Annotated in this window: 19 protein-coding genes and 2 pseudogenes; 6 read left to right on the forward strand and 15 right to left on the reverse strand. The window is 56.8% G+C overall.

Going from position 1 to position 25898, the window contains the following annotated elements; translation table 11 throughout:
• Positions 1–44 precede the first annotated feature (44 nt).
• Together BLR16_RS20790 and BLR16_RS20795 are read right to left on the reverse strand one after the other, a co-directional pair.
• Entirely contained in the window at positions 45–818 is a 774-nt protein-coding gene (locus BLR16_RS20790; protein ID WP_074807187.1) for an L-iditol 2-dehydrogenase, read from the reverse strand.
• A gap of 39 nt (positions 819–857) precedes the next feature.
• The gene (locus tag BLR16_RS20795) at positions 858–2174 is read right to left on the reverse strand and encodes an ABC transporter substrate-binding protein (RefSeq protein ID WP_074807190.1); all 1317 of its coding nucleotides are present in this window, start codon (positions 2172–2174) and stop codon (positions 858–860) included.
• 282 nt (positions 2175–2456) lie between these two features.
• On the opposite strand from BLR16_RS20795, the gene BLR16_RS20800 reads away from it, so the two are divergent.
• Positions 2457–3356, forward strand: a complete 900-nt coding sequence (locus BLR16_RS20800) for an AraC family transcriptional regulator (RefSeq protein WP_161429000.1) — start codon at positions 2457–2459, stop codon at positions 3354–3356.
• Here BLR16_RS20800 and BLR16_RS20805 read toward each other — a convergent pair whose 3' ends face one another.
• Both BLR16_RS20805 and BLR16_RS20810 read right to left on the reverse strand, forming a co-directional pair.
• Positions 3357–4616: a cation:proton antiporter gene (locus BLR16_RS20805; RefSeq protein ID WP_074807200.1), complete on the reverse strand. Its 1260-nt coding sequence runs from the start codon at positions 4614–4616 to the stop codon at positions 3357–3359.
• Positions 4617–4895: 279 nt separating this feature from the next.
• Complete coding sequence (locus tag BLR16_RS20810; protein ID WP_003372061.1) at positions 4896–5225, reverse strand: DUF2790 domain-containing protein; 330 nt, start codon at positions 5223–5225, stop codon at positions 4896–4898.
• A gap of 221 nt (positions 5226–5446) precedes the next feature.
• Here BLR16_RS20810 and BLR16_RS28655 point away from each other — a divergent pair, with 221 nt between their 5' ends.
• Together BLR16_RS28655 and BLR16_RS20820 are read left to right on the forward strand one after the other, a co-directional pair.
• Positions 5447–5668 carry a hypothetical protein gene (locus tag BLR16_RS28655; RefSeq protein ID WP_054081749.1) on the forward strand — a complete coding sequence of 74 codons (222 nt, stop codon included), beginning with the start codon at positions 5447–5449 and terminating at the stop codon, positions 5666–5668.
• 455 nt (positions 5669–6123) lie between these two features.
• A complete protein-coding gene (locus BLR16_RS20820) occupies positions 6124–7449 on the forward strand; it encodes an OprD family porin (RefSeq protein WP_074807203.1) in 1326 nt (441 codons plus the stop codon).
• A 931-nt stretch (positions 7450–8380) separates the two neighbouring features.
• Here BLR16_RS20820 and BLR16_RS20830 read toward each other — a convergent pair.
• Complete coding sequence (locus BLR16_RS20830; RefSeq protein WP_058409197.1) at positions 8381–8653, reverse strand: hypothetical protein; 273 nt, start codon at positions 8651–8653, stop codon at positions 8381–8383.
• Positions 8654–8663: 10 nt separating this feature from the next.
• A complete protein-coding gene (locus tag BLR16_RS20835) occupies positions 8664–10079 on the reverse strand; it encodes an RHS repeat domain-containing protein (RefSeq protein WP_232925809.1) in 1416 nt (471 codons plus the stop codon).
• Here BLR16_RS20835 and BLR16_RS28950 point away from each other — a divergent pair.
• Positions 10078–10224, forward strand: coding sequence for a hypothetical protein (locus BLR16_RS28950; RefSeq protein WP_164989069.1), 147 nt, complete (start codon positions 10078–10080; stop codon positions 10222–10224). The genes BLR16_RS20835 and BLR16_RS28950 overlap by 2 nt on opposite strands.
• A 124-nt stretch (positions 10225–10348) precedes the next feature.
• Here BLR16_RS28950 and BLR16_RS20840 read toward each other — a convergent pair whose 3' ends face one another.
• The 9 genes and pseudogenes from BLR16_RS20840 to BLR16_RS20880 form a co-directional block, all read right to left on the reverse strand.
• The gene (locus tag BLR16_RS20840; RefSeq protein WP_074807209.1) at positions 10349–10717 is read right to left on the reverse strand and encodes a hypothetical protein; all 369 of its coding nucleotides are present in this window, start codon (positions 10715–10717) and stop codon (positions 10349–10351) included.
• A gap of 311 nt (positions 10718–11028) precedes the next feature.
• A pseudogene (locus BLR16_RS29350) lies at positions 11029–11228 on the reverse strand (RHS repeat-associated core domain-containing protein); the annotation flags it as partial.
• Positions 11229–11483: 255 nt separating this feature from the next.
• A pseudogene (locus BLR16_RS28960) lies at positions 11484–11747 on the reverse strand (NTF2 fold immunity protein); the annotation flags it as partial.
• 475 nt (positions 11748–12222) lie between these two features.
• A complete protein-coding gene (locus BLR16_RS20855) occupies positions 12223–12570 on the reverse strand; it encodes a hypothetical protein (RefSeq protein WP_165441246.1) in 348 nt (115 codons plus the stop codon).
• A gap of 9 nt (positions 12571–12579) precedes the next feature.
• Positions 12580–16761, reverse strand: coding sequence for an RHS repeat-associated core domain-containing protein (locus BLR16_RS20860; protein WP_241689272.1), 4182 nt, complete (start codon positions 16759–16761; stop codon positions 12580–12582).
• A 112-nt stretch (positions 16762–16873) separates the two neighbouring features.
• The gene (locus BLR16_RS20865) at positions 16874–17461 is read right to left on the reverse strand and encodes a hypothetical protein (RefSeq protein ID WP_003432458.1); all 588 of its coding nucleotides are present in this window, start codon (positions 17459–17461) and stop codon (positions 16874–16876) included.
• 290 nt (positions 17462–17751) lie between these two features.
• Entirely contained in the window at positions 17752–20916 is a 3165-nt protein-coding gene (locus BLR16_RS20870; RefSeq protein WP_074807222.1) for a CusA/CzcA family heavy metal efflux RND transporter, read from the reverse strand.
• 24 nt (positions 20917–20940) lie between these two features.
• The gene (locus tag BLR16_RS20875) at positions 20941–22194 is read right to left on the reverse strand and encodes an efflux RND transporter periplasmic adaptor subunit (RefSeq protein ID WP_074807225.1); all 1254 of its coding nucleotides are present in this window, start codon (positions 22192–22194) and stop codon (positions 20941–20943) included.
• Positions 22195–22261: 67 nt separating this feature from the next.
• A complete protein-coding gene (locus BLR16_RS20880; RefSeq protein ID WP_058416040.1) occupies positions 22262–23488 on the reverse strand; it encodes a TolC family protein in 1227 nt (408 codons plus the stop codon).
• A gap of 251 nt (positions 23489–23739) precedes the next feature.
• Here BLR16_RS20880 and BLR16_RS20885 point away from each other — a divergent pair, with 251 nt between their 5' ends.
• Positions 23740–24414, forward strand: coding sequence for a heavy metal response regulator transcription factor (locus BLR16_RS20885; RefSeq protein WP_003372647.1), 675 nt, complete (start codon positions 23740–23742; stop codon positions 24412–24414).
• Complete coding sequence (locus BLR16_RS20890; RefSeq protein WP_058397134.1) at positions 24411–25802, forward strand: heavy metal sensor histidine kinase; 1392 nt, start codon at positions 24411–24413, stop codon at positions 25800–25802. Before BLR16_RS20885 ends, BLR16_RS20890 begins: the two co-directional genes overlap by 4 nt.
• The last annotated feature ends 96 nt before the right edge of the window (positions 25803–25898 follow it).

The raw sequence follows: 25898 nt of genomic DNA on the forward strand, positions 1-25898 counted from the left end.
AGGCTTTTTTGCGCGGTTCGGCTCATCTTTACTCCCGTCGCACTTCAACTCATCCAGTTGCCACCGTCGACGTTATAGGTCTGGGCTACGACGTATTCGCTGTCCGCTGAAGCCAGGAAAATGGCCATGCCGGTCAAATCGTCCGCTGTGCCCATGCGCCCGAAAGGCACTTGTTCGCCCACCAGCTTTTTCTTCTCGCCCAGCGGGCGGTTTTCGTGGCGGGCGAACAGCGCATCCACGCCGTCCCAGTGTTCGCCATCGACCACACCCGGCGCGATGGCGTTGACATTGATGCCGTGCCTGATGAGGTCCAGCCCGGCCGATTGGGTCAGGCTGATCACCGCAGCCTTGGTCGCGCAATACACCGCCACCAGCGCCTCGCCACGCCGACCAGCCTGGCTGGCCATATTGATGATCTTGCCGCCGTGCCCCTGGGCAATCATTTGCCTGGCTGCTGCCTGCAAAGTGAACAGGGTGCCCGCGACGTTGATCGAAAACAGCCGTTCGTAACTGTCGCGGGTGATATCGACAATTGGTGCCAGATCAAACAGCGCGGCGTTGTTGATCAGGATATCCAGCTTGCCGGTCTGTGCGACCACAGCGGCGATGGCCTGATCGATGGACGCCTGGTCCGTCACGTCCATGCTGACCGCGTAGGCGTTCGGTCCCAGCTCGTTCGCCGTGGCCTGTGCGCGCTGCAGATCGATATCGGCAATCGCTACGCGCGCACCTTCGTAAATGTACGCCTGCGCAAACGCCCGCCCGATGCCTCGCGCCGATCCGGTGATCAGCGCGCTTTTACCTTCAAGTCGTTTCATGGGTTCATCGTCCGTTCAATACAGTTGAGGGCTGGCGCTCTACTTCGGGTAGCCGGCACGTTTCATCTCGCGCTCGGTCACCGCCTGCGCGGCTGTGAGCGCCTGTTCAGTGGTGGTTTGCCCGGTCACGGCGGCAGAGAACAGCTTGCCGACCGAGGTGCCGATGGCCTGAAACTCGGGAATGGTCACGTACTGGATACCAACGTAGGGCACAGGCTTGGCCGAGGGGTGCGCCGGGTCGGCGTGTTGCATCATTTGCAGCGTGACCTTGGCGAACGGTGCAGCTTTCAGGTAAGCCTCGCTGTAGGTGGAGGCGCGGGTGCCAGGCGGCACGTTGCTGATGCCATCCGTCTCGGCGACCAGCTGGATATATGCCTTGGACGTCGCCCAGGTGATGAACGCCTTGGCCGCATCCTTGTGCTTGGAGGTAGCCGGTATTGCCAGCGACCAGGCGTAAAGCCATGATGAACCCTTGTCAGTCACTTCAACCGGCGCAGGTGCAAAGCCGATGCTGTCGACCACCTTGCTCTGTTCCTTGTCCGTCGTGAAGGAGCCGGCCACGCTGGCGTCGACCCACAAGGCGCATTTGCCGCTGTTGAACAGCGCGAGGGTTTCGTTGAAGCCGTTGCTCGACACGCCCGGCGGGCCATAGTTTTTCAGGGTGTTGACGTAGAAATTCGCAGCCTTGCTCCATTCCGGGCTGGTCAATTGCGGTTTCCATTGCTCATCGAACCAGCGCGCGCCGAATGCATTGGCCATGGTACTGAGCAAAGCGATGTTCTCGCCCCAACCGGCCTTGCCGCGCAGGCACATGCCGTAAACGCCCTTGTCGGGCTGATACAGCTTCGCGGCGAAGTCGCCCAGCTGCGTCCAGGTCGGGTGTTCGGGCATGCTCAAGCCTGCCTGCTTGAACAAATCGGTGCGGTAATAAGTGATGGTGCTTTCGCCATAAAAGGGCAGGGCATAGAGCGTGTCCTTGACTGACAAGCCTTGGCGCACGGAGGGAAAGATATCCTCCAGATCGTAGTCCGGCGCAAGATCGGTGATTGGCTCCAGCCACTGTTTGGCGCCCCATAACGGAGTCTCGTAGGTGCCGATGGTCAACACGTCGAACTGGCCGCCCTGCGTGGCGATGTCGGTGGTCAGGCGTTGGCGCAAAACATTTTCTTCGAGCACTACCCAGTTGAGCTTGATGTCGGGATGCTGCTGCTCAAAGGTTTTCGACAGGCGCTGCATGCGGATCATGTCGCCGTTGTTCACCGTGGCGATGGTCACGGTTTCGGCAGCCTGGACGGTCAGGTTGAAAAGGGCGGCGGACACGCCTGCGGACAGGAAAAGCGTTTTCCGAATGTTCATCGTAGTGCTCTCCACCCCGCGCCTTGTCTGGCGGGAGTCATTGTTTTTGTTGTTGGCCACGGTTGAGTCACCCTGGTGGACGGCTTGATTACAGCAGCCCTCAGGGGGCTGAACAAACGCAGCGCGGATGATCGACTGATACTTTTTTAACCGGCCGCGCTCCGGCTGTCCGAAAGCAAAAAAGTATCAGTGCCGGTTTGAACGCGAGCTAGCGCTGGCTGGACGCGAGGGGGTATGTTCAAGCGTCAACAGCGCATTCATAACGATAAAAAGGGGCATCCCGTGCCTGACAGCCGAGCCGCCTTGCTCGAGCAGCGCCCTGCCGAGCTTGAGGTTATTCTCCCGCAGCCCGACCACTGCTTTCGCTGGTACGAGCATGACTATCCCTACGCACTGGCGCGCTGGAACCATCATCCGGAATTCGAAATTCATCTGATCCGCCAGGGCAGCGGCAAGCTGGTGGCCGGGGATTACATCGGTGAGTTCGCGGCAGGGCATGTGGCCCTGATCGGCCCGGATCTGCCGCATGACTGGATCGGCGATCTGGCCCCCGGTGAGCATCTGCCCGGGCGGGACGTGGTGCTGCAGTTTGATGGTGCCGCGTTGCTGGCCTTGCGCGGCACGCTGCCGGAGATAGGCGATTTGCAGCGTCTGTTCGAGCAGGCGCGACGTGGCCTTGAGTTCAGCGGTGCAGCAGCGGTGCAGGCCGCGCGCCTGCTTGAACAGATCGGCCCGGCTCAGGGGCTGGAGCGGCTGATTCTGTTCCTGCAACTGGTCAACACGCTGATGAAAGCGCCTGCGCAGGAGGTTCGTCTGCTGGCCAGCACCTGGTATGCACCGACCCTGGATGCGCGCAGCTCCGAACGGATCAACAAGGCGTTCGACTATCTGCTGACCGAATTGACCAGCGATATTCGCCTGTCCGTCATCGCGCAGCGGCTGGACATGAGCGATCCGGGTTTTTCACGCTTCTTCAAGCGCACCACGGGCCATTGTTTTATCGACCTGATGCGCAAACTGCGGGTCCAGCGGGCTTGCCGGCTGCTGCTGCACAGCGAGATGTCAGTGTCGGACATCTGCTTTGAAGTCGGCTATGCCAACCTGTCCAACTTCAACCGGCACTTCCGCGTGGAGATGCAGCAGACGCCCAGTGAATACCGGCGCGCCGCTGCATCGGCCTGATCAATACTCTGCCGGTTCTTTCGCCTGCGGGGCACGGGTAACGGCATTCACCAGCTTGCCGATGGTCAGGCCCTGCAGAAGGATCGACAGCAACACCACGATATAGGTGATGCTCAGCAGCAGATCGCGTTCCGGCCCGGTCGGCAGCGCCAGCGCCAAGGCGACCGAGACACCGCCGCGCAGGCCGCCCCAGGTGAGGATGCGGATCGTGCCGTGCGGCACCTTGCGCCAGCGACGCAGGAGCAGGATGGCCGGGGCCACGGTGACGAAGCGCGACAGCAGAATCGCCGCTGCCAGCAGGCTGGCCGCAATCAGGTGCTGCCACGAGAACGGCAACAGCAACAACTCCATGCCGATCAGCGCGAATAGCAGCGCGTTGAGCATGTCATCCAGCAACTCCCAGAAACCGTCCATGTAACGACGGGTCATGTCGTTCATCGCCAGATTACGTCCCAGATTGCCGATGATCAGGCCGGCCACGACCATCGCGATAGGACCGGACACATGCAGTTCAGACGCCATCGCCGAGCCGCCGATCACCAGCGCCAGCGTGAGCATGACCTCGATCTGATACTGCTCGATGCTCTTGATCATCAGGTACACGGCGTAACCGATCAGGCCGCCGAACAGCACACCGCCCACCGCTTCGTGGGCGAACAGCAGAGCGGTTTCGCCCACCGTCGGCGTTTCGCCCAGCTGCGCGATACCCAGCAGAACGGTAAACACCACCACCGCGGTGCCGTCGTTGAACAGGCTTTCGCCGACGATCGTGGTCTTCAGCGGTTTCGAGGCGTTGGCAGTACGCAACACACCGAGCACCGCAATCGGATCGGTAGGCGAGATCAGTGCACCAAACAGCAGGCAGTACAACGGGCTGACGTGCCAGCCGAACAGGGCGAAGATCCAGTAGGCCAGTGCGCCGATCACGGTAGTGGCAATCAGCACCCCGAAAGTCGCCAACAGGCCGATGGGCCAACGGTAGCTCCTCAAATCGCCAAGGTTGACGTGCAGCGCCCCGGCGAACAGCAGGAAGGACAACATCCAGTTCATCAGCAGGTCGCCGAAGTCGATCTGACCGATCAATTGTTGAACGCGATCTTCCAGGCCGGGATAGCCCAGAAAGCTCAGACCCTGCAACAGCAACGAGAACATCAGCGCAGTGACCATCACGCCAATGGTGGGGGGCAGACCGATGAAACGGTAGTTCACGTAGGTCAGCAGCGCAGTGAGGCAGATAAAACCAGCAGCGAGTTCAAGCATCCGTCATTCCAGAGTCCGTAAGTGCAGTGTCTCGATCACCGTAACCGAGCCTGTGTTTGATGGACTGGATCTACGTCCAGACACATCTCGACACGCCACAGTGGGGGTTGCGTTGACCACGCAAAGGCGGTGATGTTGCAAAAAATGCTGGAATCACCCAGCGAAGCTGGATTTGAGACGGGAGAGGCAGGGCATTGCAGACGCAAAAAAATCAGCCCGAATGACGGTCCGGGCTGACGGGGGATGTAACGCTGAGTGGCCTTCCTGGCAGGATCAGAATCATTGGCTGTTTCTGCATCCGCCGAGGACCTGATACTGAACCGTGTTCAGCTTGCCCTTGGAGTCTTCGTAAGTCATCAGCTTTGGCATCACGCTACAGGTTTGCAGATCCGGGGATTTGCGGACCAGCTTGGCAATGTCCAGCTTCATGCCGTAGGTGTACTCCTTGATCTCCGGCATTGGCTTGTTATGGATGGCGGCATACTTCTGCACGCTGGCCTGGTGCTCCTTGATCACCGTAGTGGCTTTGACTTCATCAGAGGTGTAGGCGAAAGCACTGATGGGCGAAAGGATGACCAGGGCAAGTAACAACGATTTGGCTGTGCGCATTTTCTTTTGTCTCCGTTTGAATGTGGCTTAACCCTAACCAATGCGCACTAACCGGAAGGTTGCTGAAACATTACAAATCGGTCATCTCGAAGATGTCAGCTTCCTAACAGTATTGTCATTGTTCGCTCACCTTCCTGTTAGCTCCCCCTCCGTAAGCTTGTTTCATCCCTGACGAGCGCCGAGCGCTGCGCAGGTCCGACATTCAACCGATAAAGGTAACGATGATGAAACTGGTCAAATCGATGGTCTTCGCAGTAGCTGCCTTGTCCGCCAGCGCAGCCTTTGCCGACGACGGTAACGAGTACGCAAGCACAGCGGCTGACAAGATGCGTCTTGCACAGGAACTGCGCTTCAAGGAACAGAACAGCAGCAATAAAGCCGAGCGCTACGTCAATACAGACGACAACGCCAAGGCCGAGCGGTCGACCAAGTCCGAAGGCTGATGCCTTTGATGCCCGACCCGCTGCACCCCCATTCGCCCTTTGTAGCAGCTCCCTGCTCCTTTGGTCGGGGCGAATCTTTAAGCGTCCTTCGGGGCGCTTTTTTTATTCCCGTATCTACACAAATCGTTATCACGCCCGTGCTCCAGCGCCCGTGGGAGCGAGCTTGCTCGCGAAAAGGCCGGTACAGCCGCAAGAAGGAGTGCACTTGAACCAGGGAATGCAGTTCTGGACGCTCTGCGCCCTATCTTGAATGTTGGCTTGTGTTGGTCAAAGCGTGAGTCATTTTTATTGAATAGACACACGCTGCAGCGCACTTCCTTTCATATTTGTAATCCCGCTGTCACCCCGCCGTTATCTTCGCCACTTCAAGATGGTGCCCCACTGGCAGCTCTCGTACCTATAAAAAGAGCCAGATCGACATGTTTATAACAATCTGCCGATTAGACGGAGCGCACATGACTCAACTTAAAACACTATCACTGGCCCTGTGCTCGACCCTTGCCGGTGTCGCACCGGCTGCGGTATTCGCCGAAGAACAGAAAGAAGGCTTCATCGAAGGCAGCACGCTGACGGTACTCAACCGCAACTTCTACATGAACCGCGACCACCGCAACGGCGAATCCAGCCCTACCGGCAATGGTTACTCCGAAGCGTGGGCGCAAGGCATCATCGGGCGATTCCAGTCAGGTTTCACTCAAGGCACCTTCGGCGTCGGGGTCGATGCATTTGCCATGATCGTTATCAAGCTCGACACCGGTGACGGACGCAACGGCGGCCGCAGCGCATTCGACGTGCTGCCGGTCGATGGGGAAGGCCGCGCCCGTGACGAATACACCAAGGTAGGTGGCTCGCTGAAGGCCAGAGCCTTCGACACCGTCGTCAACGTGGGCGATGTGTTTCCCTCCACCCCCGTGGTTGCCTTCGGCGACTCCCGACTGCTGCCGGAAAGCTTTCGCGGCGTTACCGCCGTCAACAACAGCATCAGCGGCCTGACCCTGCAAGGCGGTCGCCTGCACGCCATGAGCCAGCCCGTTTCCAGCAACATGCGCGACGGTTTCGTCACCTTCTACGGCGGTGCCGTGGACTCTCCATGGGTTGCCTACTTCGGCGGTGACTATCAGGCCACCGACAGGCTGAGCCTTGGCCTCTACACCAGCCGACTCAAAGACGCCTGGGATCAGAAATACGCTTCAGCGTCCTACGTGCTACCGCTCTCTGACGACCTGTCGCTGACCAGCAGCCTGAACTATTACAACGCCACCGACGAAGGCAAAAAGCTGCTCGGCGAATTCGACAACGACATCTGGAGTGCAAAAGTCGCCCTCCAATACGGCGCACACACCCTGTCGCTTTCGCACCAGCGCAACGAAGGTGATGACGATTTCGACTACCTCAGGCAGTCCGACTCCATCTACTTGGCCAACTCCATCCAGTACAGCGACTTCAACTCACCCAAGGAGCGCTCGTGGATGGTCACCTACAACCTCGACATGTCCACCTTCGGCGTACCCGGCCTGTCGTTCATGACCCGCTACGGCAAAGGCACCGACGCCGACTACTCCAACGCCAACAGCACCTACATGCGCCGCGACGCACAAGGCAACCCGCTGACCGATCAAAAACGCTGGGAGCGCGATATCGAAGCGAAATACATCGTGCAGACCGGATCACTGAAAGACCTGTCGCTGCGCGTACGCCAGGCAACGACTCGTGCCACGGCGTTCGAATCGGATCTGGATGAGGTGAGGGTGATTGTGGAGTATCCGTTGAGTGTGCTTTGAGGGGGGATGATTGAGTGAGGCGTCCTTTGGGGCGCTTTTTTTGATGAGGCGTGAATATTTTCACAGTCCCGATCTTATACGCTATATAGGAAGGGCATGCGCTGCGGAATTATGTCGCCCATCCTTGCTAATGTTTTTGCAAATAATGAAGCCCGCATTTGAAAAGTTTGATGTTTTGGTTGTTGTGAGTATCCTGATGTTTAAGTTTCGTTATAAGTTTTAGTTGTTGAGGCCGGTTTCTATCTTAATGACATGCAGCCGTCAATTTCAAAGCTTTCAGAGTTTATTATAAAAATTACGAGATGATTTTCTACTTTCAAGGGGACCCAGCTTCGCAACGCCTCATCCTTTGAACCTTCAAGCGATGCTGCACATAGGTCTGCGCCATTAAGCTGGCGCCCTTGGGCTGCCAGGTTGTTGGCTCTGAATTCTATAATTGATTTTAGCGTGTTTTTGTTTTGATCATCATAGACAGATACTTCTGGAGCTAGCAGAAAGGAATATCAGATATCTTTGATTTGCTGATTAATTCGCGTGTGATGGGATCGCATAGATTCGAAGAAACGTATGATTTGAAGTCGACTTTTTCTATGATGTCTTTAGCGTTCATTTGGATTGAATGCCTTAATTTCACGATTGATTTGCTTTAAGTAGTAATCTACTTGCTCTCTAATCCTAGCCGCAAAAAGCTCCTGTGGCCAATTTCTTCAAAGCTTGGGTGCACATTTACATGCGTTAGAAAACATACCGAATGGGCTACTCTTATGTAACCAACATTTCTATATACTGCCCCTGAAACCTCAGGTTCTGCTCGACCTCGTTCACCAGTATATTTCCTTACCTGCCTCAGGCAGTATCGCATTGATAAGTTAGTGGTCAGCATTTCTCTTGTAGGTGATTACAGGTAACAGAGTTATTCAAGCTGGAAAAATTAAATGTGATGGTTGATATATTTTTGTAGTTGTTTTTGAGCAAAGTCCATTTGCTCAACTAGAGGGTTTTCATAATCGCTGTAGATTTCTAGGTATTCTCTTGGTGAGCTTTTAATTAGGTTCTCTGTTAAGCAATCTTTTAATAGATCTCTTAGAGTGTTCTCATAGCTTCTTATTATTGCGTGCAGATAAGATTCTCCGCGCATCAGTTCGACATTTCTCAAGTCGACCAATATGCTTTTTATTAATGGCTCTAGCTCGTTCTTGCTCATTTCTTCCCTCCTAGGGAGTTCTAATTGTTTTAATACCCACGATCCAAGATTCTGGCCAGTTTTGTGGCATCAGGATTTGATCAGCCCCACCTTTAAATATCGTGCCTGACTTCGTTACTTGCGGCGCTACTGAGCCGATATTTAAAATTGTGCCTTTAGGTATCAGTATTTTTGCCTCGAACTGTCGCGTATTTTTCCATTCTGGTAATAACGCAGCGTCCAGCTTTGCCTGTATTCGGCTTGATGCCGGAGATGTGGAAACAAAGCCTCCGCTTGCTTTTGCATTTCCACCAAATACACGGTACACATAGATATCTTGTGTAGTGACTACAGTCTTATATTTACCATTTGTAAACGATTCTGCAACCCAGCTAGGCAAATTTGCCTTTTCGACTGAAGAGTATTTTCCTTTGAGACTTTCACAGCTCAAACCAAAGGGATCGACCCAGCTGGTAGAGCTTGGGGCATAGCTATAAAGATTCAGACCCCCACTCAACCCAATCGGATCCTGCGTAATAAACCGCCCAGTCTCCGGATCGTAATACCGAAACGTGTTGTAGTGAAGCCCCGTCTCGACATCGAAATACTGACCCTGAAACCTGATGTTCTGCTCGACCTCGTTCACCACCAGTTTCTCAACCGCGCCCCACAGCCGATATTTGGCCTGCCAGACGATCTGCCCTTCAGCGTCGGTCATCTCCAGTGGCGTACCAATCTGGTCGGTGTGGAAGTAGTAGACCTTGTTCTCTACCTCGCCCTCTTTCTCATCAGTACGGGCCAAAGGCGCATAGCTGCCTGGCTCGTACAGATACAGGCTGCTCTTTCCCGGGCTTTCTTCACGCAGCAAGCGCAGGCCTTGCCAGAGAAAGCGTTTCTGGCCGGTCTTACCCTTGATCTCCCACTGTTTGCCAACGCGCCTGCCCAGGCTGTCGTACTGATAGCTGCTGGTGCTTTCCACCTGACTGTTGGCCATGGTCTCGGTTTTGACCAGGCGGTTTTCGCAGTCGTAGGTGAAGGTCTGCCAACGCACGATGCCGACGATTTTCTCGACCAGATTGCCCCACGCGTCGTACTTGTATTCGTGGTTGCTCCATTTTTTGAGGCGGTTGTCTTTGACGCGGTCGAAGCGGCTGGTGTTGAAGTTGAGGCGGTTGCCAGCGGCGTCGTAGCGGAATTCTTCGCCGTCGAAGCGTTTTTCGGGGTTGTGTTCAAGCAGGCGACCGTTGGCTTCGTATTCGTAGGTGACTTCGCCACGCAATTTGTCGAGGGTGCGGCTCAGTTCGCCGGCAGGGTCGTATTCGTAGCGGCGGTGGAGCGGGTTGTAGGCGTGCTCGACGTAGCGCTCTGGCTTTATGAGCGGGTTCTGGATCTGTGACAGTTTTTCAGCGGGCAGGGTGGTTGCGTACTGCCAGGTCTTGCGTCTCATGATCGCTGATCAACTGGCTATCGAGGTTCAGTTGGTGCAAGTGACCGCTGCCGTAGTAAAAATCATCCGGATGATTGATGCTAAGCAATTGCCGCCGGTTTTGTATTCCAGTGTGGTGATGTGTAGTTTGTTTTTAAAGAACTGACTTTTGGTATTAGGGGTAAATATTTAAACTTTCAATATCAACAATCAGCATAGGCTAAATTAATGTTGCCTCGTTGGAAGTTGCTACAGTTTAGCATGCAGTTGAGGTGGCGCATTTTTACATGCTAATAAGTGACAGCCATTTTTATTGCCTTACCATTAACTATAACTTTTCCCCAGTCACCTGATAGGGTGTAGCCGTCGTCGCTGCTCGAAAAACTGTCTATATTCCCATAATCAGTTTCGCCAGAAGAATCTGAGAACGCTATGAACCTTCTGTCGATCCATTCAAAAGAGTCCACATTTAGAAAGCATAGCGAAATCTTTCGGTAGCAATACTGCTCGCTAGTTACAGGCTTTTCATACATCGGGTGACTTTCTAAAACAACGGCTTCCAATTTGAAGGTCAATGATCGAATATCTTCTTCAATTGCTAAGACGTAGCTATCCCCAAAGTAAAAATTCGAAAGCTCCTGAATTTCGTGGTAATTCATACAGTCCCTTATATATCAAAGTCAATCCGGGTGTGAATATTTGGGCTTTTTCTAGTTACAGGATTGCCAAAAGCATCTGTTCTTTGGCCCGTTGCGTTTTTAAATTCAACATGCGGATCAGCACTTCCTGGAGCTCGTGAGCTACCTTGTTTTATTGTTACATGAGGAATACCATTTTCATCAATGTATTTGAGAGGTCCTCCGTTGGTTTTAGAAGGTTTCCTACCCTGAGCTTCTGCATACTTTTTTAGTTCACTTGTTTTAGGCATTCGCCCTGCATCAAAAATCTCATCAATTCCCTTTGCACCACTTGCAGAGCTTTTGCATAAACCGAACGGATCAACCCACCCATAAGGATTAGGCGCATACAGATAGAGATTATCCCCACCACTCAACCCAATCGGATCCTGCGTAATAAACCGCCCAATCTCCTGATCGTGATACCGAAACGTATTGTAGTGAAGCCTGTCTCTACATCGAAATACTGTCCTTGAAACCTCAGATTATGCTCGACTTAGTTTACCACAAACTTTTCTATCATTCCCGCAAGCCCTATATTGTCTGCCAGGCGACTTGCTCGTCAGCCCCTCCCATGCTTCGACCATCTTCAATGGTTTGCCAATTTGGTCAGCGTGAAGTGATATGGAAGTGCTTTCTTCGCTTCCAACTTCGCGTTGATTGACTATGACGAGCGCGTACAGAGGCCGTGCTTTCAGTTTGTAAATACTCTGTTATGTGAGTAAGAGTTACATTCTGGTTCAGTAATTTATAATGGAGCGTGCCGCCATTTATCATCATGGCTTAAGATCTCCTTTTTCTTTATCAACCATTCGTTGTTTTGTAGTTTTAGTATTATTTTAGATAAGGTTTCTGCTCCAAAAATTTGCTGGGCTGTTATAGTGGCAGAGTTCTTTTCGCTAGCTATTGTTTTCAATACATCGCTGTCGGGGTCGTATGTGGGTGGGTTCGTACAGCCTAAGTCTATTAGTCTGTCAAAGTTGCTTTTGTCTTCTATAGCATATTTTTTAGTGTTTCTCCTAGTTCGTTTCTGTAAGCTTCTTTTAAGGAAAAATTGTCTTTACCCTCTGTTAGTTTTTTTTAGTCTGAAAAATTCCGTTTCCCATACGTTCATTTCTTTCATGAGATTTTCACTGGTTTCCGGTGCTTGGCTTGAAAATTCTTTATCATTCATATTAATTCTCAAATATGCCTTCTAGTATTCTATTGCTTGACGATAGATGTCATAGGTTATAGGTGTAGGCCGATTATCGCCGTGGCTATATATAAACTTAACTAAATGTTAAGTATCCTCTTTTTTACAGTGCAGGCAATAGTTGTTTCAAAAGCTATAAATTGAAAACGATTTGCACTTTTCACTAGGGGAGCAACCTGTCTTCATTACCCAATGCTGGCCCAAGAAGCTTGGAGAACAGCTTCTATAATGGGATCTTGATTGATCATTTTGATAATGATTTAGAATGAAAGGCATATGAAATTTAAGTTGCTCATGCGTTCCGCAATGTCCACCAGCGACAGCTTAGTTCGGGTTCAATTAAGATCTGAGCTTCTGAAATGGTTTCACATATATCAAAAATTACGCGAATTCCTGCTCCGGAGCTATTGCGCATAAATTCAATGGATTCGACATTTTCTGATGATATTATGGCAACTTCCTTCGCTGAAACATAAAGCACTATTTGAAAAGATCGCATTACGGCACTGAATGAGATATCGGCTTCAACCTCGCTGCTTTTCGATTTGATAACATAGCGAAATAGAACTGAGCTGGTATCCATCTCGACAGGCTCAATGCCAAATTCTTCTAAAAAATCATCTGTACTCGGAAATATCATAATTATTCCTTAGTGGACGGGTATTAGAGTTATAAGTTTGCGAGTTCCGTGATCAAGTATTTGGAAAGTGCTTTGGAAGTTGGCTGCTCGACCTGATGGGCCAATAAATAGGGATTCTCTGACCTCAAAACTTCCATATTGATTGGAAAAAACACTCGTAACATTGCCTTGGGTTTTTGTGGATGATGCTAGATGTTCAGTTAGCATCTGACGGCCAGCGGTATTGTCAGGGACGCCAAGACGCTTCATTTCGAGAGCAAGCTGATTTGATCGAGCTGCATTATGCGCATTACTAGCTGCGCGGCCAAATAGGTAGTCGAATTTACCCGGTGCAATTTCCAGTGAACCATTTTTGGAACCTTTGCATAGACCTAACGGATCAACCCACCCATTAGGATTAGGCGCATACAGATAGAGATTATCCCCACCACTCAACCCAATCGGATCCTGCGTAATAAACCGCCCAGTCTCCGGATCGTAATACCGAAACGTGTTGTAGTGAAGCCCCGTCTCGACATCGAAATACTGACCCTGAAACCTGATGTTCTGCTCGACCTCGTTCACCACCAGTTTCTCAACCGCGCCCCACAGCCGATATTTGGCCTGCCAGACGATCTGCCCTTCAGCGTCGGTCATCTCCAGTGGCGTACCAATCTGGTCGGTGTGGAAGTAGTAGACCTTGTTCTCTACCTCGCCCTCTTTCTCATCAACACGGGCCAAAGGCGCATAGCTGCCGGGTTCGTAGAGGTACAGGCTGCTCTGCCCAGGACTTTCTTCACGCAACATCCGCAATCCCTGCCAGAGAAAGCGTTTCCGGTCGGTCTGCCCCTTGATCTCCCACTGTTTGCCAACGCGCCTACCCAGGCTGTCGTACTGGTAGCTGCTGGTGCTTTCCACCTGACTGTTGGCCATGGTCTCGGTTTTGACCAGGCGGTTTTCGCTGTCGTAGGTGAAGGTTTGCCAACGCACGATGCCGACGATTTTCTCGACCAGATTGCCCCACGCGTCGTACTTGTATTCGTGGTTGCTCCATTGCTTGAGGCGGTTGTCTTTGACGCGGTCGAAGCGGCTGGTGTTGAAGTTGAGGCGGTTGCCGGCAGCGTCGTAGCGGAATTCTTCGCCGTCGAAGCGTTTTTCGGGGTTGTGTTCAAGCAGGCGGCCGTTGGCTTCGTATTCGTAGGTGACTTCGCCACGCAGTTTGTCGAGGGTGCGGCTCAGTTCGCCGGCCGGGTCGTATTCGTAGCGGCGGTGGACCGGGTTGTAGGCGTGCTCGATGTAGCGCTCTGGCTTAATGAGCGGGTTCTGGATCTGTGAGAGTTTTTCAGCGGGCAGTGTGGTTGCGTACTGCCAGGCCTTGCGGCCAAGGGCGTCATAGCCGAAGCAACTGGTGAGTTTGCCCTGCGTGCGATAGATCTCGCGGTGCAGGTCGTCGCGCTCCATGTCGCTGATCAGTTGGCCATCGAGGTTCAGTTGATGCAGGTGACCGCTGCCGTAGTACAGGTGATTCAGGTGCTGGCCGGTGGGAAGGGTCAGTGTGGTCAGGTTGCTGAGCGGATCGTAGTCGTAGGCCAGCGCGCCCTGGGGCGACGATTCCTGTGTCAGGCGGCCCAGAATGTCGTAAGCGAATTCCAGTTTTTCAGCCGTGACACCGATCTTTCTGCCGCCGTCAGTGGGTGTGCGCTGAATGGACAGCAGGCGGTCGCTGTCGTCGTAGGTGAAATCCTGACGGGCGTCGTCGTTGAGTCTGGCCAGCAAGCGGCCAATCGGGTCGCGCTCGAAATGCGTGCTGCGCTGTGGTCGCTCACCTTTCTCGCTGTAGCCGATTTCCTCGACCTGAGTCAGGTGTCCGCCGAGGTTGTAGCTGAAACGGCGGGTCAGTTGGTCGATGCGCTTTTCTTCGATCAGCCGGTCGGAGTCGTCGTAGGCGAACGTGTAGGTGGCGTCGTTTTCATTGATCAGCGCGGCAAGGCGCAGGGCCTTGTCGTACTGGTAGCCTACGATAAAACCCTTGGGGTCCTGGCGTCTGATCGGCAGGCCACGGGCGTTGCGTGCCAGATGCGTGGTCTGGTCCTTGCCGTTGGTGTGCGTGAGCACCTGGCCGTGGGCGTTGTAGGTGAAGCTCTCGCGGGTGCCGTCCGGATGGTTGATGCTCAGCACTTCGCCGCCGGGTTTGCGTTCCAGTGTGGTGGTGTTGTTCAGGGCATCAGTGACGGCGACCAGTTGATCGCGCTCGTCGTAACGGTACCAGGTGCTCTTGCCCGAGCAGTCCTGGAAGCGCTCGACCTGCGCCAGGTTGTTCCACCACAGGTATTTGGATTTGTAGGTCGCATCGATGATGGTGTGTGGCAGGCCATCTTCGCTGTTGAGGTATTCGGTCTTTTGACCCAGCGCGTCGATCTCGGCAACCAGATTGCCTTTCGAATCGTAGCGGGCCGTCCAGATGGCGCCGTCAGGGTAAGCGATCTGTTTGACCAGTGTGGTCTTGTAGTGATGCTGATAACGCGTGGTTCGGCCCAGCGGGTCGGTTTCTGCGGTCAGGCGTGACAGATCGTCGTATTCGAAGCTCAGTTGATTGCCGTCAGGCAGCGTCAGACCGGTGATATTGCCGGTGTCGTCCAGCGCGATACGGTACTGCTCACCGCCGAAATCAGTGCTGGCGATGACGCGACGGTCCTTGTTGTAGGTCACCTCGGCGCGACGCCCCAGCACATCGGTTACGCGCGTCTGGCGCGCCTCGAAATCATAATCGAAATGAAAGTGCTCGCCGTCGCTGGTCCAGTGCTCGACCACGCGCGGCTTGCCGTCGAGAACTTCCCAGCGGTATTCGCAACTGAGCCCCAGCGCATTGGCGTGGCGGGTCATCAGGCCATCGGTGTAGCTGAAGTTGCGCACCGAGTCGCCATTGCGGTTGTACACACTGTTCAACTGGCCATTGTTGTCGTAGCCATAGCGCACCAGTGTCTCGACGGCCTGGTCGCCGACGATTCGCTTGACGGTGCTCAGACGGTTGGTCACCTCGTCGTAGTGCAGGTGCACGCGATGCCCGCCGGTGGAGCAAATGTCGGTCAGAACGCCGTCTTCGCTGCGTACGAAATGCAGAAAATGACCGAGGGCGTTTTCGACGCGTTGCAGGGGAACTGGCTGGTTGTCGTCGGGCACTTCACCGAAGTAGTAAAAGACGTTATCCAGTGTTTGCAGCAGGTAATGACCACCCTCGGTACGCACCAGGTACAGCTGTTCCTGTGCGTTGTAGATGCGCTGGTTGTAGTCCAGTGTCACGAAGGGCACGCTGCGGCCCTGATTGTCGCTGAGGTACAGAAAGCTGCCCTTGCGCCGCAGGCTTTGTTCCCAGGGCAACACCCAGCCCTTGCCCAGCGCGCTGTCGACATCGAGGTCGCTGGCGTAGAAGCGTGTCCACTCGATCGGCATCAGGCCGGGCAGGCTGAAATCGGACTCGTCGATCAGCAGTTTGCGTCCGGTGGTGGTGTCGACCGGGTTGCCGTGCAGGCCGCCCAGCACTTTTTCGGCCACGGGGGCGACGCCGAAGCGAAAAATGGCGTCCCCGAGAAAGACACCGCCCATAAACTGCAGCGCGCAAGGGCCTGCCGCTTTCAGACCGGCCTGCATGGCCAGCTTGGCAATGCTGAGCACGGCCTTGGCGCCGCCGGCTACGACCAACAGAATGTCCACGGTGTAGCGGGCCATCGCCGAGACTTCGTCGTCCACCGGCAGGTAGCGTTGGGTACCGCCGCCGATGAAGACGTTGGGCGAGCCGGTGCCGATCTTCGCGCCGCAGGTCAGCTTGTCGCCCTTGCGCGCAGCGGGCTGGCCGTTGATGAAGACGTTGCTGGAGCCTTCGGCCACCTTGACGATCGGCGAGTGCTTGTCACACACGGCGGTGCTTTCGATGGCAAAGGCAGCGGGGCGGCCATTGATGAACACGTTGGGCGAGGCAGATTCGATCTGCCCCGCGGGAGAGCTGAAGGCGCTGCCGATACTCTCCCCGATACTGGCGATGGCATTACCGGCCAGGCCGACTGCCATGGCCAGTAAAAAACCGCCGAACCCGCACGTGGCGAAGGTGAGCGAGACATACGCCACTGCCGCGATGCCCACGATCGCTCCGAGCACAAAGCCCGCCATTGCACCGGTGTGTTCGATCTCATCCAGTAACCGCGCTGCCTCGAACATCGCCGTTACTCCTGCGGGCTGCGAGTAGTTGAGGTGCGATCACCTGGCGTGACGCTGATGTTCTGCAACGGATAGTCCATTAAAGCGTGTCCTGTCAGCGATGAAATAGAGTTCAGGGGGCGGTCAGGCCTTCAAGCATGCTGTCAAAATCCAGCAACCAGGTTTTCAGCGCGGTCTTTTCGGAGTCAATCACGCAGCCCACGCTCAGCCATTGGCGTTCGTTGTGATCGGCACACGGCACGATGGCACCGATCAGGCGTCCATGCCGCTCTTCAAGGCCTGCGCGAAAATGAAAATCCAGCGCCAGCGCTGCATTGCCCGCCAACAGCGTTTCGTAGTGGCGAATGACCTGGACTTCGCCATGCAGTGGCTGCAGCGCCTTGACGGCTTCGGCGAACGCTTCGGCAAGCGTTGCCTCTTCAGGCACATCGCGACGCTGAATGGAGACGACGACAGGCTCTCCGCCCACTTGAACGGTGGCTTCAATCGCGTTGCACTGGAAACCTTCCGGAAAGCCGAAGTGGAACCCGCCGAAATTGAAACTGCAGGGCGCGTCGAGCAACGGCTTTGGAACCGGGGTGAGCGCTTCGACACGTTCAAGTGCCTGCTGCGCGGCAGCATGCTCGGCTGCCTCACGCGCCAGGGCTTCGTCAGCCAGTCGGCGCTCGGAGATGCGGTCGTAGAGACTGGTGCGCGTCATATGGCAGGAACCTTGTTCGTCAACATCTACATGTCCTTATGCAGGGCGGCCCCAGTGGCTGCCATTTGCAAGTTGACGATAAGTACTTGCACGGGTGGTTTGTATCTCCAGCGGTTACCCGCTTGCCTGGAAGTGTCTGAAAGTCCCGTGTGAAGAAGACTACGGACACAGTCTACTGTCGAAGGCTGAATCGTTTGACCTTTTCCCAAATGAAAGTTCAGTGTGGGCTGGGCAAAGCTCCAGAAGGCTCCGCCCTGAGCCTTCCGGGGTTTAAATAGTTGTTTGAAACCCTATTTAAGCGACTTGAGTTCCTCCTCATCCTCCCGCCGATGCGCCCACTGATACAACGCCGGCAATACCAACAAAGTCAGCGCTGTCGACGACAGAATCCCGCCAATCACCACCGTCGCCAGTGGTCGCTGCACTTCGGCGCCAGTCCCGGTGGCGAGGGCCATGGGGATGAAGCCTAAGGAGGCGACCAGTGCGGTCATCAGCACTGGGCGCAGGCGGGTGAGGGCGCCTTCGTTGATGGCGTTGTGCAGCGAGTGGCCCTGTTCGCGCAGGCTGCGGATGAAGGCGATCATCACCAAGCCGTTCAGCACCGCCACACCCGACAGGGCGATGAAGCCCACGCCTGCGGAGATCGACAGCGGAATGTCGCGCAGCCACAGGGCCATGACGCCGCCGGTCAGGGCGAACGGGATGCCGGTGAACACCAGCAGGCCGTCCTTGAGGTTATTGAACATCATGAACAACAGCGCCAGCACCAGCAGCAGCGCCACCGGCACGACGATCTGCAGGCGTTTGGCGGCTGATTGCAGTTGTTCGAACTGCCCGCCCCAACTGGTCCAGTAGCCGGCCGGGATCTGCACGCCGTTGTCGATGGTGGTGCCCGCTTCTTCGACAAACGAGCCGAGGTCGCGGCCGCGCACGTTGGCGCTGACGATGACCACACGCTTGCCATTCTCGCGGCTGATCTGGTTCGGCCCGAGCACCAGGTCGAGGCTGGCGACCTGAGACAGGGAGATAAAGCTGATCTGCTGGTTGCCAGCACTGCTGCCAGTAACTGCAGGCACCGGAATGAGCAGGCTGGAAAGCCCGTCCACATCGGTTCGCAGTTGCTCGGAGAGGCGCACCACCATGTCGAAGCGGCGGTCGCCCTCATACAGCGTGCCCGCCTGACGACCGCCCAGCGCAATGGCGATGGCGTCCTGCACGTCGGCGACGTTGAGGCCATAACGCGCGGCCTTGTCGCGGTCGATGTTGATGGTCAACACCGGCAGCCCGGTGGTCTGCTCGACTTTGACTTCCGAAGCACCCGGCACTTTTTGCAGGGTGGCGGCGATTTTTACGGCGGTCTGGTTCAGCACGTTCATGTCGTCGCCGAAGACCTTTACCGCCACATCGCTACGCACCCCCGAAACCAGCTCGTTGAAGCGCAACTGGATCGGCTGGGACAGTTCGTAGTTGCTGCCCGGCACACTGGCGGCGGCCTTTTGCAGGTCGGCGATCAGCGTTTCGCGAGACTTGTCCGGGTCCGGCCATTCACTTTGCGGCTTGAGCATCACGTAGCTGTCAGAGATGTTGGGCGGCATCGGGTCGGCGGCGATCTCGGCGGTGCCGGTGCGTGCGAACACGCGCTGCACTTCCGGGACCTTGTCGACGATGGCTTTTTCCAGACGCTGCTGCATGTCCACCGACTGGGTCAGGCTGGTGCCGGGAACGCGTAGCGCCTGCAAGGCGAAGTCGCCTTCGCTCAGGCTGGGGATGAACTCGCTGCCCATGCGGCTGGCGGTGAACCCCGACAAGACAATCAGCACGAAGGCCAAGCCGAACGCTATCGAGCGATGCCCCAGTACCCAGCTCAGTATCGGCGCGTAGCGCTGGCGAGCGGTGCGCATCACAAAGCCTTCTTCTTCCTTGACCTTGCCGGTGACGAACATGGCGATCGCGGCAGGCACGAAGGTCACCGAAAGAATCATGGCGCCGAGCAGGGCGATGACCACGGTGAAGGCCATCGGGTGGAACATTTTGCCTTCCACTCCGGTGAGGGCGAAGATCGGCAGGTACACGACCATGATGATCAACTGACCGAAAATCAGCGGCCGACGCGCTTCTCTTGCGGCGGCGAAGACCTCATGGAAACGCTCGCTGCGGGTCAGCATGCGGCCGTGCTTTTGCTGGGCATGCGCCAGCCTGCGGATTGCGTTTTCGACGATCACCACCGCGCCATCGACAATGATGCCGAAGTCCAGCGCACCCAGGCTCATCAGGTTGGCGCTGACCTTGTTGGTGAACATGCCGGTGAAGGTGAACAGCATGGCCAGCGGAATCACCATGGCGGTGATCAGCGCAGCACGGATGTTGCCGAGGAACAGAAACAGAATCACGATGACCAGAATCGCGCCTTCGATCAGGTTCTTTTTCACTGTAGCGATGGCTTTTTCGACCAGGTTGGTGCGGTCGTAAACCGTTACCGCTTCGACGCCTTCGGGCAGTGTGCGATTGATGTCGGCGAGTTTGGCGGCCACGGCCTGTGACACCGTCCGGCTGTTTTCACCGATCAGCATGAACACGGTGCCGAGCACCACTTCGCGGCCATTTTCGGTGGCTGCGCCGGAGCGCATTTCCTTGCCGATACCGACCTCGGCCACGCTGCTGATTCTGATCGGCGTGCCCTGCACGTTGGCAATGACGATGTTGGCGATGTCATCCACGGTGCCCAGTTGACCCGGTGCGCGAATCAGTAACTGCTCGCCGCCGCGTTCTATATAGCCTGCGCCGACGTTGGCGTTGTTGCGCTCCAGCGCTGCCACCAGGTCGTTCAGTGTCAGCTTGTAGGCCGCCAGCTTCTTCGGATCAGGCGCGATCTGGTACTGCCTGGCGAAACCGCCGATGGTGTTGATCTCGGCCACGCCTGGCACGTTGCGCAGTTGCGGCTTGATGATCCAGTCCTGAATCACCCGCAGGTCGGTCGGCGTGTACGGCGTACCGTCCTCCTTCAGCGCGCCCTCGCGGGCCTCGACCGTCCACAGAAAGATCTCGCCGAGGCCGGTGGAGATCGGCCCCATCATCGCATCGACGCCTTCCGGCAACTGGTCCTTTGCGATCTGCAGGCGCTCGTTCACCAGTTGGCGGGCGAAGAACAGGTCGGTGCCGTCCTCGAAAATCACCGTGACCTGCGACAGGCCCGAGCGCGACAGCGAGCGCGTCTGTTGCAGGCCGGGCAGGCCCGCCATGTTGGTCTCGATGGCGAAGGTGATGCGCTGCTCGGTTTCCAGCGGCGAGAAGCCGGGCGCAGAGGTGTTGATCTGCACCTGTACGTTGGTGATGTCGGGGACCGCATCGATGGGCAGTTTCTGGTAACTGGCGATCCCCAGCCCAGCCATGAGCAGCACAGCAAGCATCACGACGATGCGCTGTTCAATCGCGAATTGAATCAACCGTTCAAACATGGAGGTGTACTCGTGTGACGCAGATCAATGGGCGTGCTCGGCGGAGCCTTTGCCCAGCTCCGACTTGAGGATGAAACTGCCCGCGGAGGCCACTTGTGTGCCGGCCGCCAGGCCCTTGACGATTTCCACGTGGCCACCATCGCGGCGGCCCAGTGTCACCGGCGTCAGTTGAAACCCTTCAGCGTTGCGCACGAAGACCGAGGGTTTGTCCTCGACCGACTGGATCGCCGTTTCGGGAAGACTGACCGCCACACGGGTCTGCTCGGCGGCGACTTCCACCGACACGAACAGGCCGGGACGCCAGGCACCCTGCGGGTTGGCAAGGGTCACGCGCACGGCGGCAGCGCGGGTCTGCTCGCCCAGCAGGCTGCCGACGTAGCCGACTCGTCCTTCGACCCGGGCATTCAGGTCGGGCGCACTGACGATGACCGGACGACCGACCACCACCTTGTCCAGATCCCTGGGCGCTACGCCGAAGGTGGCCCAGACACGAGACAGGTCGGACAGCGTGAAGGCATTGCTGGCCTCGCTGACCATCTCGCCGATGCCCAGATGCTTTTCCACGACCACGGCATCAAACGGTGCGATCAGCTCGTAGCGGCTTCCCGCCGAAGGATGGGTGCTGGCACCGATGGCGCTGATCTTCTGCCGGGCATTGGCCAGGTTGATGTCGGCTTCCTGAAAGTCCTGACGGGCCTGCAAGTAATCCTGCTCGGCCGAGATTCTGTCTTCCCAGAGCTTCTTTTCGCGTTGCAAGGTCAGGCGCGCCAGTTCCTGACGTCGTTGTGCAGCGTTCAATTCGCTGCGTTGATCGGAAATCTGCTGGCTGGCAATCACCGCCAGCACCTGGCCCTTCTTCACCGATTGACCCAGATCGACCTTCACCGCTTCGACCACGCCGCTGACCCGCGGCACGACATGCGCAGTGCGGTCTTCATCGAAGCGGATTTCACCGGGGAAGGTCACGGTCGTGCTCATCTGCCGGGGTTCTGCGGTGGCCAGCTCGATGCCTGCCGCCTTGATCTGCTCGGCAGTCAGCTCGATGTGTCCCTCTTCCTCTTCGTGAGAAGCTTCCGAGGCTGCGGCTTCGGATTTTTTCGCCTCGTCGGCGTGGCCTGGCTCTTCAGCATGGCCCTGCCCGGATTCATGCGCGTGCTCATCGGCTGACGGTTCTGGTCCGGCTGCGAACGGCAGCCTCTGCGGGTTCAGGGTCAGACTGCCCAGACCAATGATGACCACCACCGCCAGCGCGATGGCAATGCTTCGTTTGTTGTTCATGAAGGCTCCCGGCGATCAGGTGCGTGCAGCACTTTTGGATACGCTCGATACAGGCGGAAAAGGAAAGTCAGGGGTTGAGGCTGAAACGGTTGAGATCACCGTGGATTCGCTCGATGGCGACTCTGGCGTCGGTGGCGGTGGCCAGCGATTCGAGGTACTGGCTGCGCGCCGAGATCAGCGTTCGTTGCGCGTCCAGCACTTCGAGAAAGCCGAACTTGCCCATCTCGAAACCGCGCGTTGCCGTGTCGACGGCACGTTGCGCGGCGGGCAGGATCACGCGGTCGAAGGACTCGACTTCCTGCGCGGCGGTGTTCCATTGATCGAGGGCTGACTGCGTCTGGGTGCGCAGCTTCAGTTCGACGGCGTTACGCAGGTCGCGCGACTGATCGGCACGGCGTGATGCCGCGAGCACGTTGCCCTGGTTCCGGTCGAATAGCGGGAGCGGCATCGACAGGCCCACGACGTTGACCCGCTCGCGCTCTTCGCGGCTGTACTGGCTGCCGACGCTGACGGTCAGGTCAGGGATGCGCTTGGCGCGCTCCGAACCCAGCGCGGCTTCGCGCTGCTCGATCTGGGTCTGCGCCAGGCGCAGCTCGGCGGACTGATTGAGGGCGGTCAGTAGCTTTGCGCTCGGTGGCAGCTTGCCTGGCGACAGGTCGCTGTAGTCCAGGTGCTCGAAAGAGGCGAGCGGCGAACCGGTGGTGCGCGCCAGTTCCCGGTTACTGCTGACTTTCAAGGTCTCGGCGCGGCGTACCAGCAGGTCGGTTTCGGCCAGTTGTACCTGGGCGCGTGTGGCTTCCACCGGTGACACCTTGCCTGCCCGAACACGCCCCTCGGCAACCTGCAGGCCGCGTTCGGCCAGTGCTCTGGACTGGCGCGCCAGGTCCAGACCTGCCTGCGCCCGCGCCGCTGCGTAGAACGCCTGAACCACTTCGGCCCGCAGTTCGTTGCCGCGACGCTCCAGCTCCAGCCGGGCGGCGTCTTGGCCCTTGCTGGCGGCCTCGATGCGCGCCCCGCGCTTGCCGCCCAGTTCCAGTGCCTGGCTGAGCATCACGGTGGTGGTGCTGGTCTCGCGGCGGGTGTCTTCCACTTCCCATGACACGGTCGGGTTGGGGATCAGCCCGGCCTGTTGCCGATCACCCTCGGCAACGCCGATCTCCCACTGGGCTGCGGCAAGTTCCGGGTTACGGGCGAAGGCTGCCTCCAGTGCCTGAGCCAGGCTGATGCCTTGGGCTGCGGCGATGCCAGGGGCAACAAGCGGTAACAACACCAGGCACAGTGCGGCGACTCTCATAGCGCACTCCCTGCCAATCGATCTATACGCTGAGCGCGCACGTTATTCTCCAGTCGCATGACTCACCCCATCGAAAGCAAAAAACAAACAGGCACCAGGGCGCTGAAGTTGGCTGAGGGGACTTTATGCAACCGGAGTTATCAGAGGGATTGCTGCAAAATTACGATTTTGTTATCCAGCGGGATGGGCGTTTCTTTTCAGTACACTGCACGGCATCGTCATTCATCGTTCATCAAACAGGAAGCCTGGTTATGCGAATCCTTGTCGTCGAGGACGAGCCAAAAACTGCCGAATACATGCATCAGGGGCTGACCGAAAGCGGCTATATCGTCGATATCGCTGCAACCGGCCTCGATGGTCTCTATCTCGCGCAGCATCAGGCTTACGATGTGGTGATACTGGACGTGAACCTGCCGGAGATGGACGGCTGGGAGGTGTTGAGCCGCCTGAGGAAGACCGTCAGTACGCGCATCATGATGGTCACTGCACGAGGCCGTCTCGAAGAGAAGGTCAAGGGCCTGGAAATGGGCGCCGATGATTACCTGGTCAAGCCATTCGAGTTTCCCGAGTTACTGGCACGGGTCCGCACGCTGATGCGCCGCAGCGAGCAGACCACCACGTCCAAGGTGTTGCAGGTCGGCGATCTGGAGCTGGATCAGGGGCGCCACAGGGCATTCCGTGGCAGCCAGCGCATCGACCTGACGACCAAGGAGTTCGCGCTGCTGCACCTGTTGATGCGGCACAGCGGCGAAGTCATGTCGCGCACCCAGATCATTTCTCTGGTCTGGGACATGAACTTCGATTGCGACACCAATGTGGTGGAGGTGTCGATCCGCCGTCTGCGGGCGAAGATCGATGATCCGTTCGAGACCAAGCTGATTCACACGCTGCGTGGCGTCGGTTACGTACTGGAAGTGCGTGAATGAAGCTGACCCGTCTTTCGACACGCCTCGGATTGACGGTCGCGGCGCTCATCGGGTGTCTGGTTCTGGTCATGGAAATGCTTGCGTACACAGCCATTTCCCGTCAGCTCGATATACGTGCCGAAGACAGTTTGAGCGAGAAGTTCAGGCAGATCGAACACAGCATGAGCGAGGGGTTTCTGGGCATTGAGGACATCGTCCAGTACCCGCACACGCTGCGTGACCAGATCGTCGGGCATGACAGCTTCTCGCTGACCATTCTCGACGCGGGCAACCCTCGGCAAGAGCTGATGAGCGTTGGTAGCGTAGAGGGGCGAAATCTGCCGGTTCCCGATACCGATGCGCTGCCGCCAGGCTTTCAGGAACTGAAATCCGCCCAGGGCCACAAGATTCTGCTGGGTTACAGGACCGTACGCCTCAAGACCGGTCAGGACGTGCTGGTCAGGCTGTCCATGGACAGGGAAAGCGACACCGCGCTGTTGCACGCTTACGTCAGATCGACCTGCATGGCCTTGCCGGTGATTCTGTTGCTGGTCGGCTTTGGCGTCTGGTGGGTGGTGCGTCGCGGCCTCAGGCCGCTGCGGGCATTCAGGAAAGTCACCGCGCTGATCTCGGCCCGCGACCTGTCTCATCGTATGAAAGTGAAGGGCCTGCCTGACGAGTTGCGCGACCTGGCACATGCCGTCAACTTCATGCTGCACAGGCTGGACGGCGATGTGCAGCAATTGGCGCAGTTCTCGGACGACCTCGCGCATGAGCTGCGCTCGCCGATGAACAACCTGATGGGGCGGGCGCAGGTCACGCTGTCCAGACCGCGCCCGTCGGAGGAATACAAACAGGCACTGGAATCCTGCAGCGAAGAGCTGGAGCGCATGTCGCGCATGATCAGTCAGATGCTGTTTCTGGCCAGCGTCAGCCAGCCCTCAGCGCCATTGCCGGTCGAGGTCATCGACCTTCGCGAGGAGGCAGACAAGGTCGCCGAACTGTTCTCCTCCTCGGCGGAGGATCGCGACATCACCCTGCAGGTTCATGGGCACGCCAGGGCGACCGGGGACAGGCTGATGATTCAGCGAGCGATTTCCAATCTGCTGTCCAACGCCATTCGCCATGGTCTGTCCGGCAGCGTCATTACCCTTACGCTTGCCACGCACGAAGATGAAGTGTCACTGGCGGTGCGCAATGCGGGGGATGGCATTGATGCCGAACACCTGCCGCGCCTGTTCGATCGTTTCTATCGGGTGCATGTCAGCCGCGCGCGACAGCAGGGCGGGACCGGGCTTGGGCTGGCGATTGTGCGCTCCATCATGAGCCTGCATGAAGGGCAGGTGACGGTGCAGAGCGAGCCGGGCCAATTCACCACGTTCAGCCTGATCTTTCCTAAACTGGTGTAATGCGTCAGGTTGGTAGTCGTTCTTCAAGAACCTTTCGCTGACCCCCTGCTCATAGTGTGTGAGCGGGTATTGCCCGGATGCTTCAGATGAAGCTGA

The organism is Pseudomonas sp. BS3767 (assembly GCF_900099665.1).
GTDB classification, from domain to species: domain Bacteria; phylum Pseudomonadota; class Gammaproteobacteria; order Pseudomonadales; family Pseudomonadaceae; genus Aquipseudomonas; species Aquipseudomonas cerasi.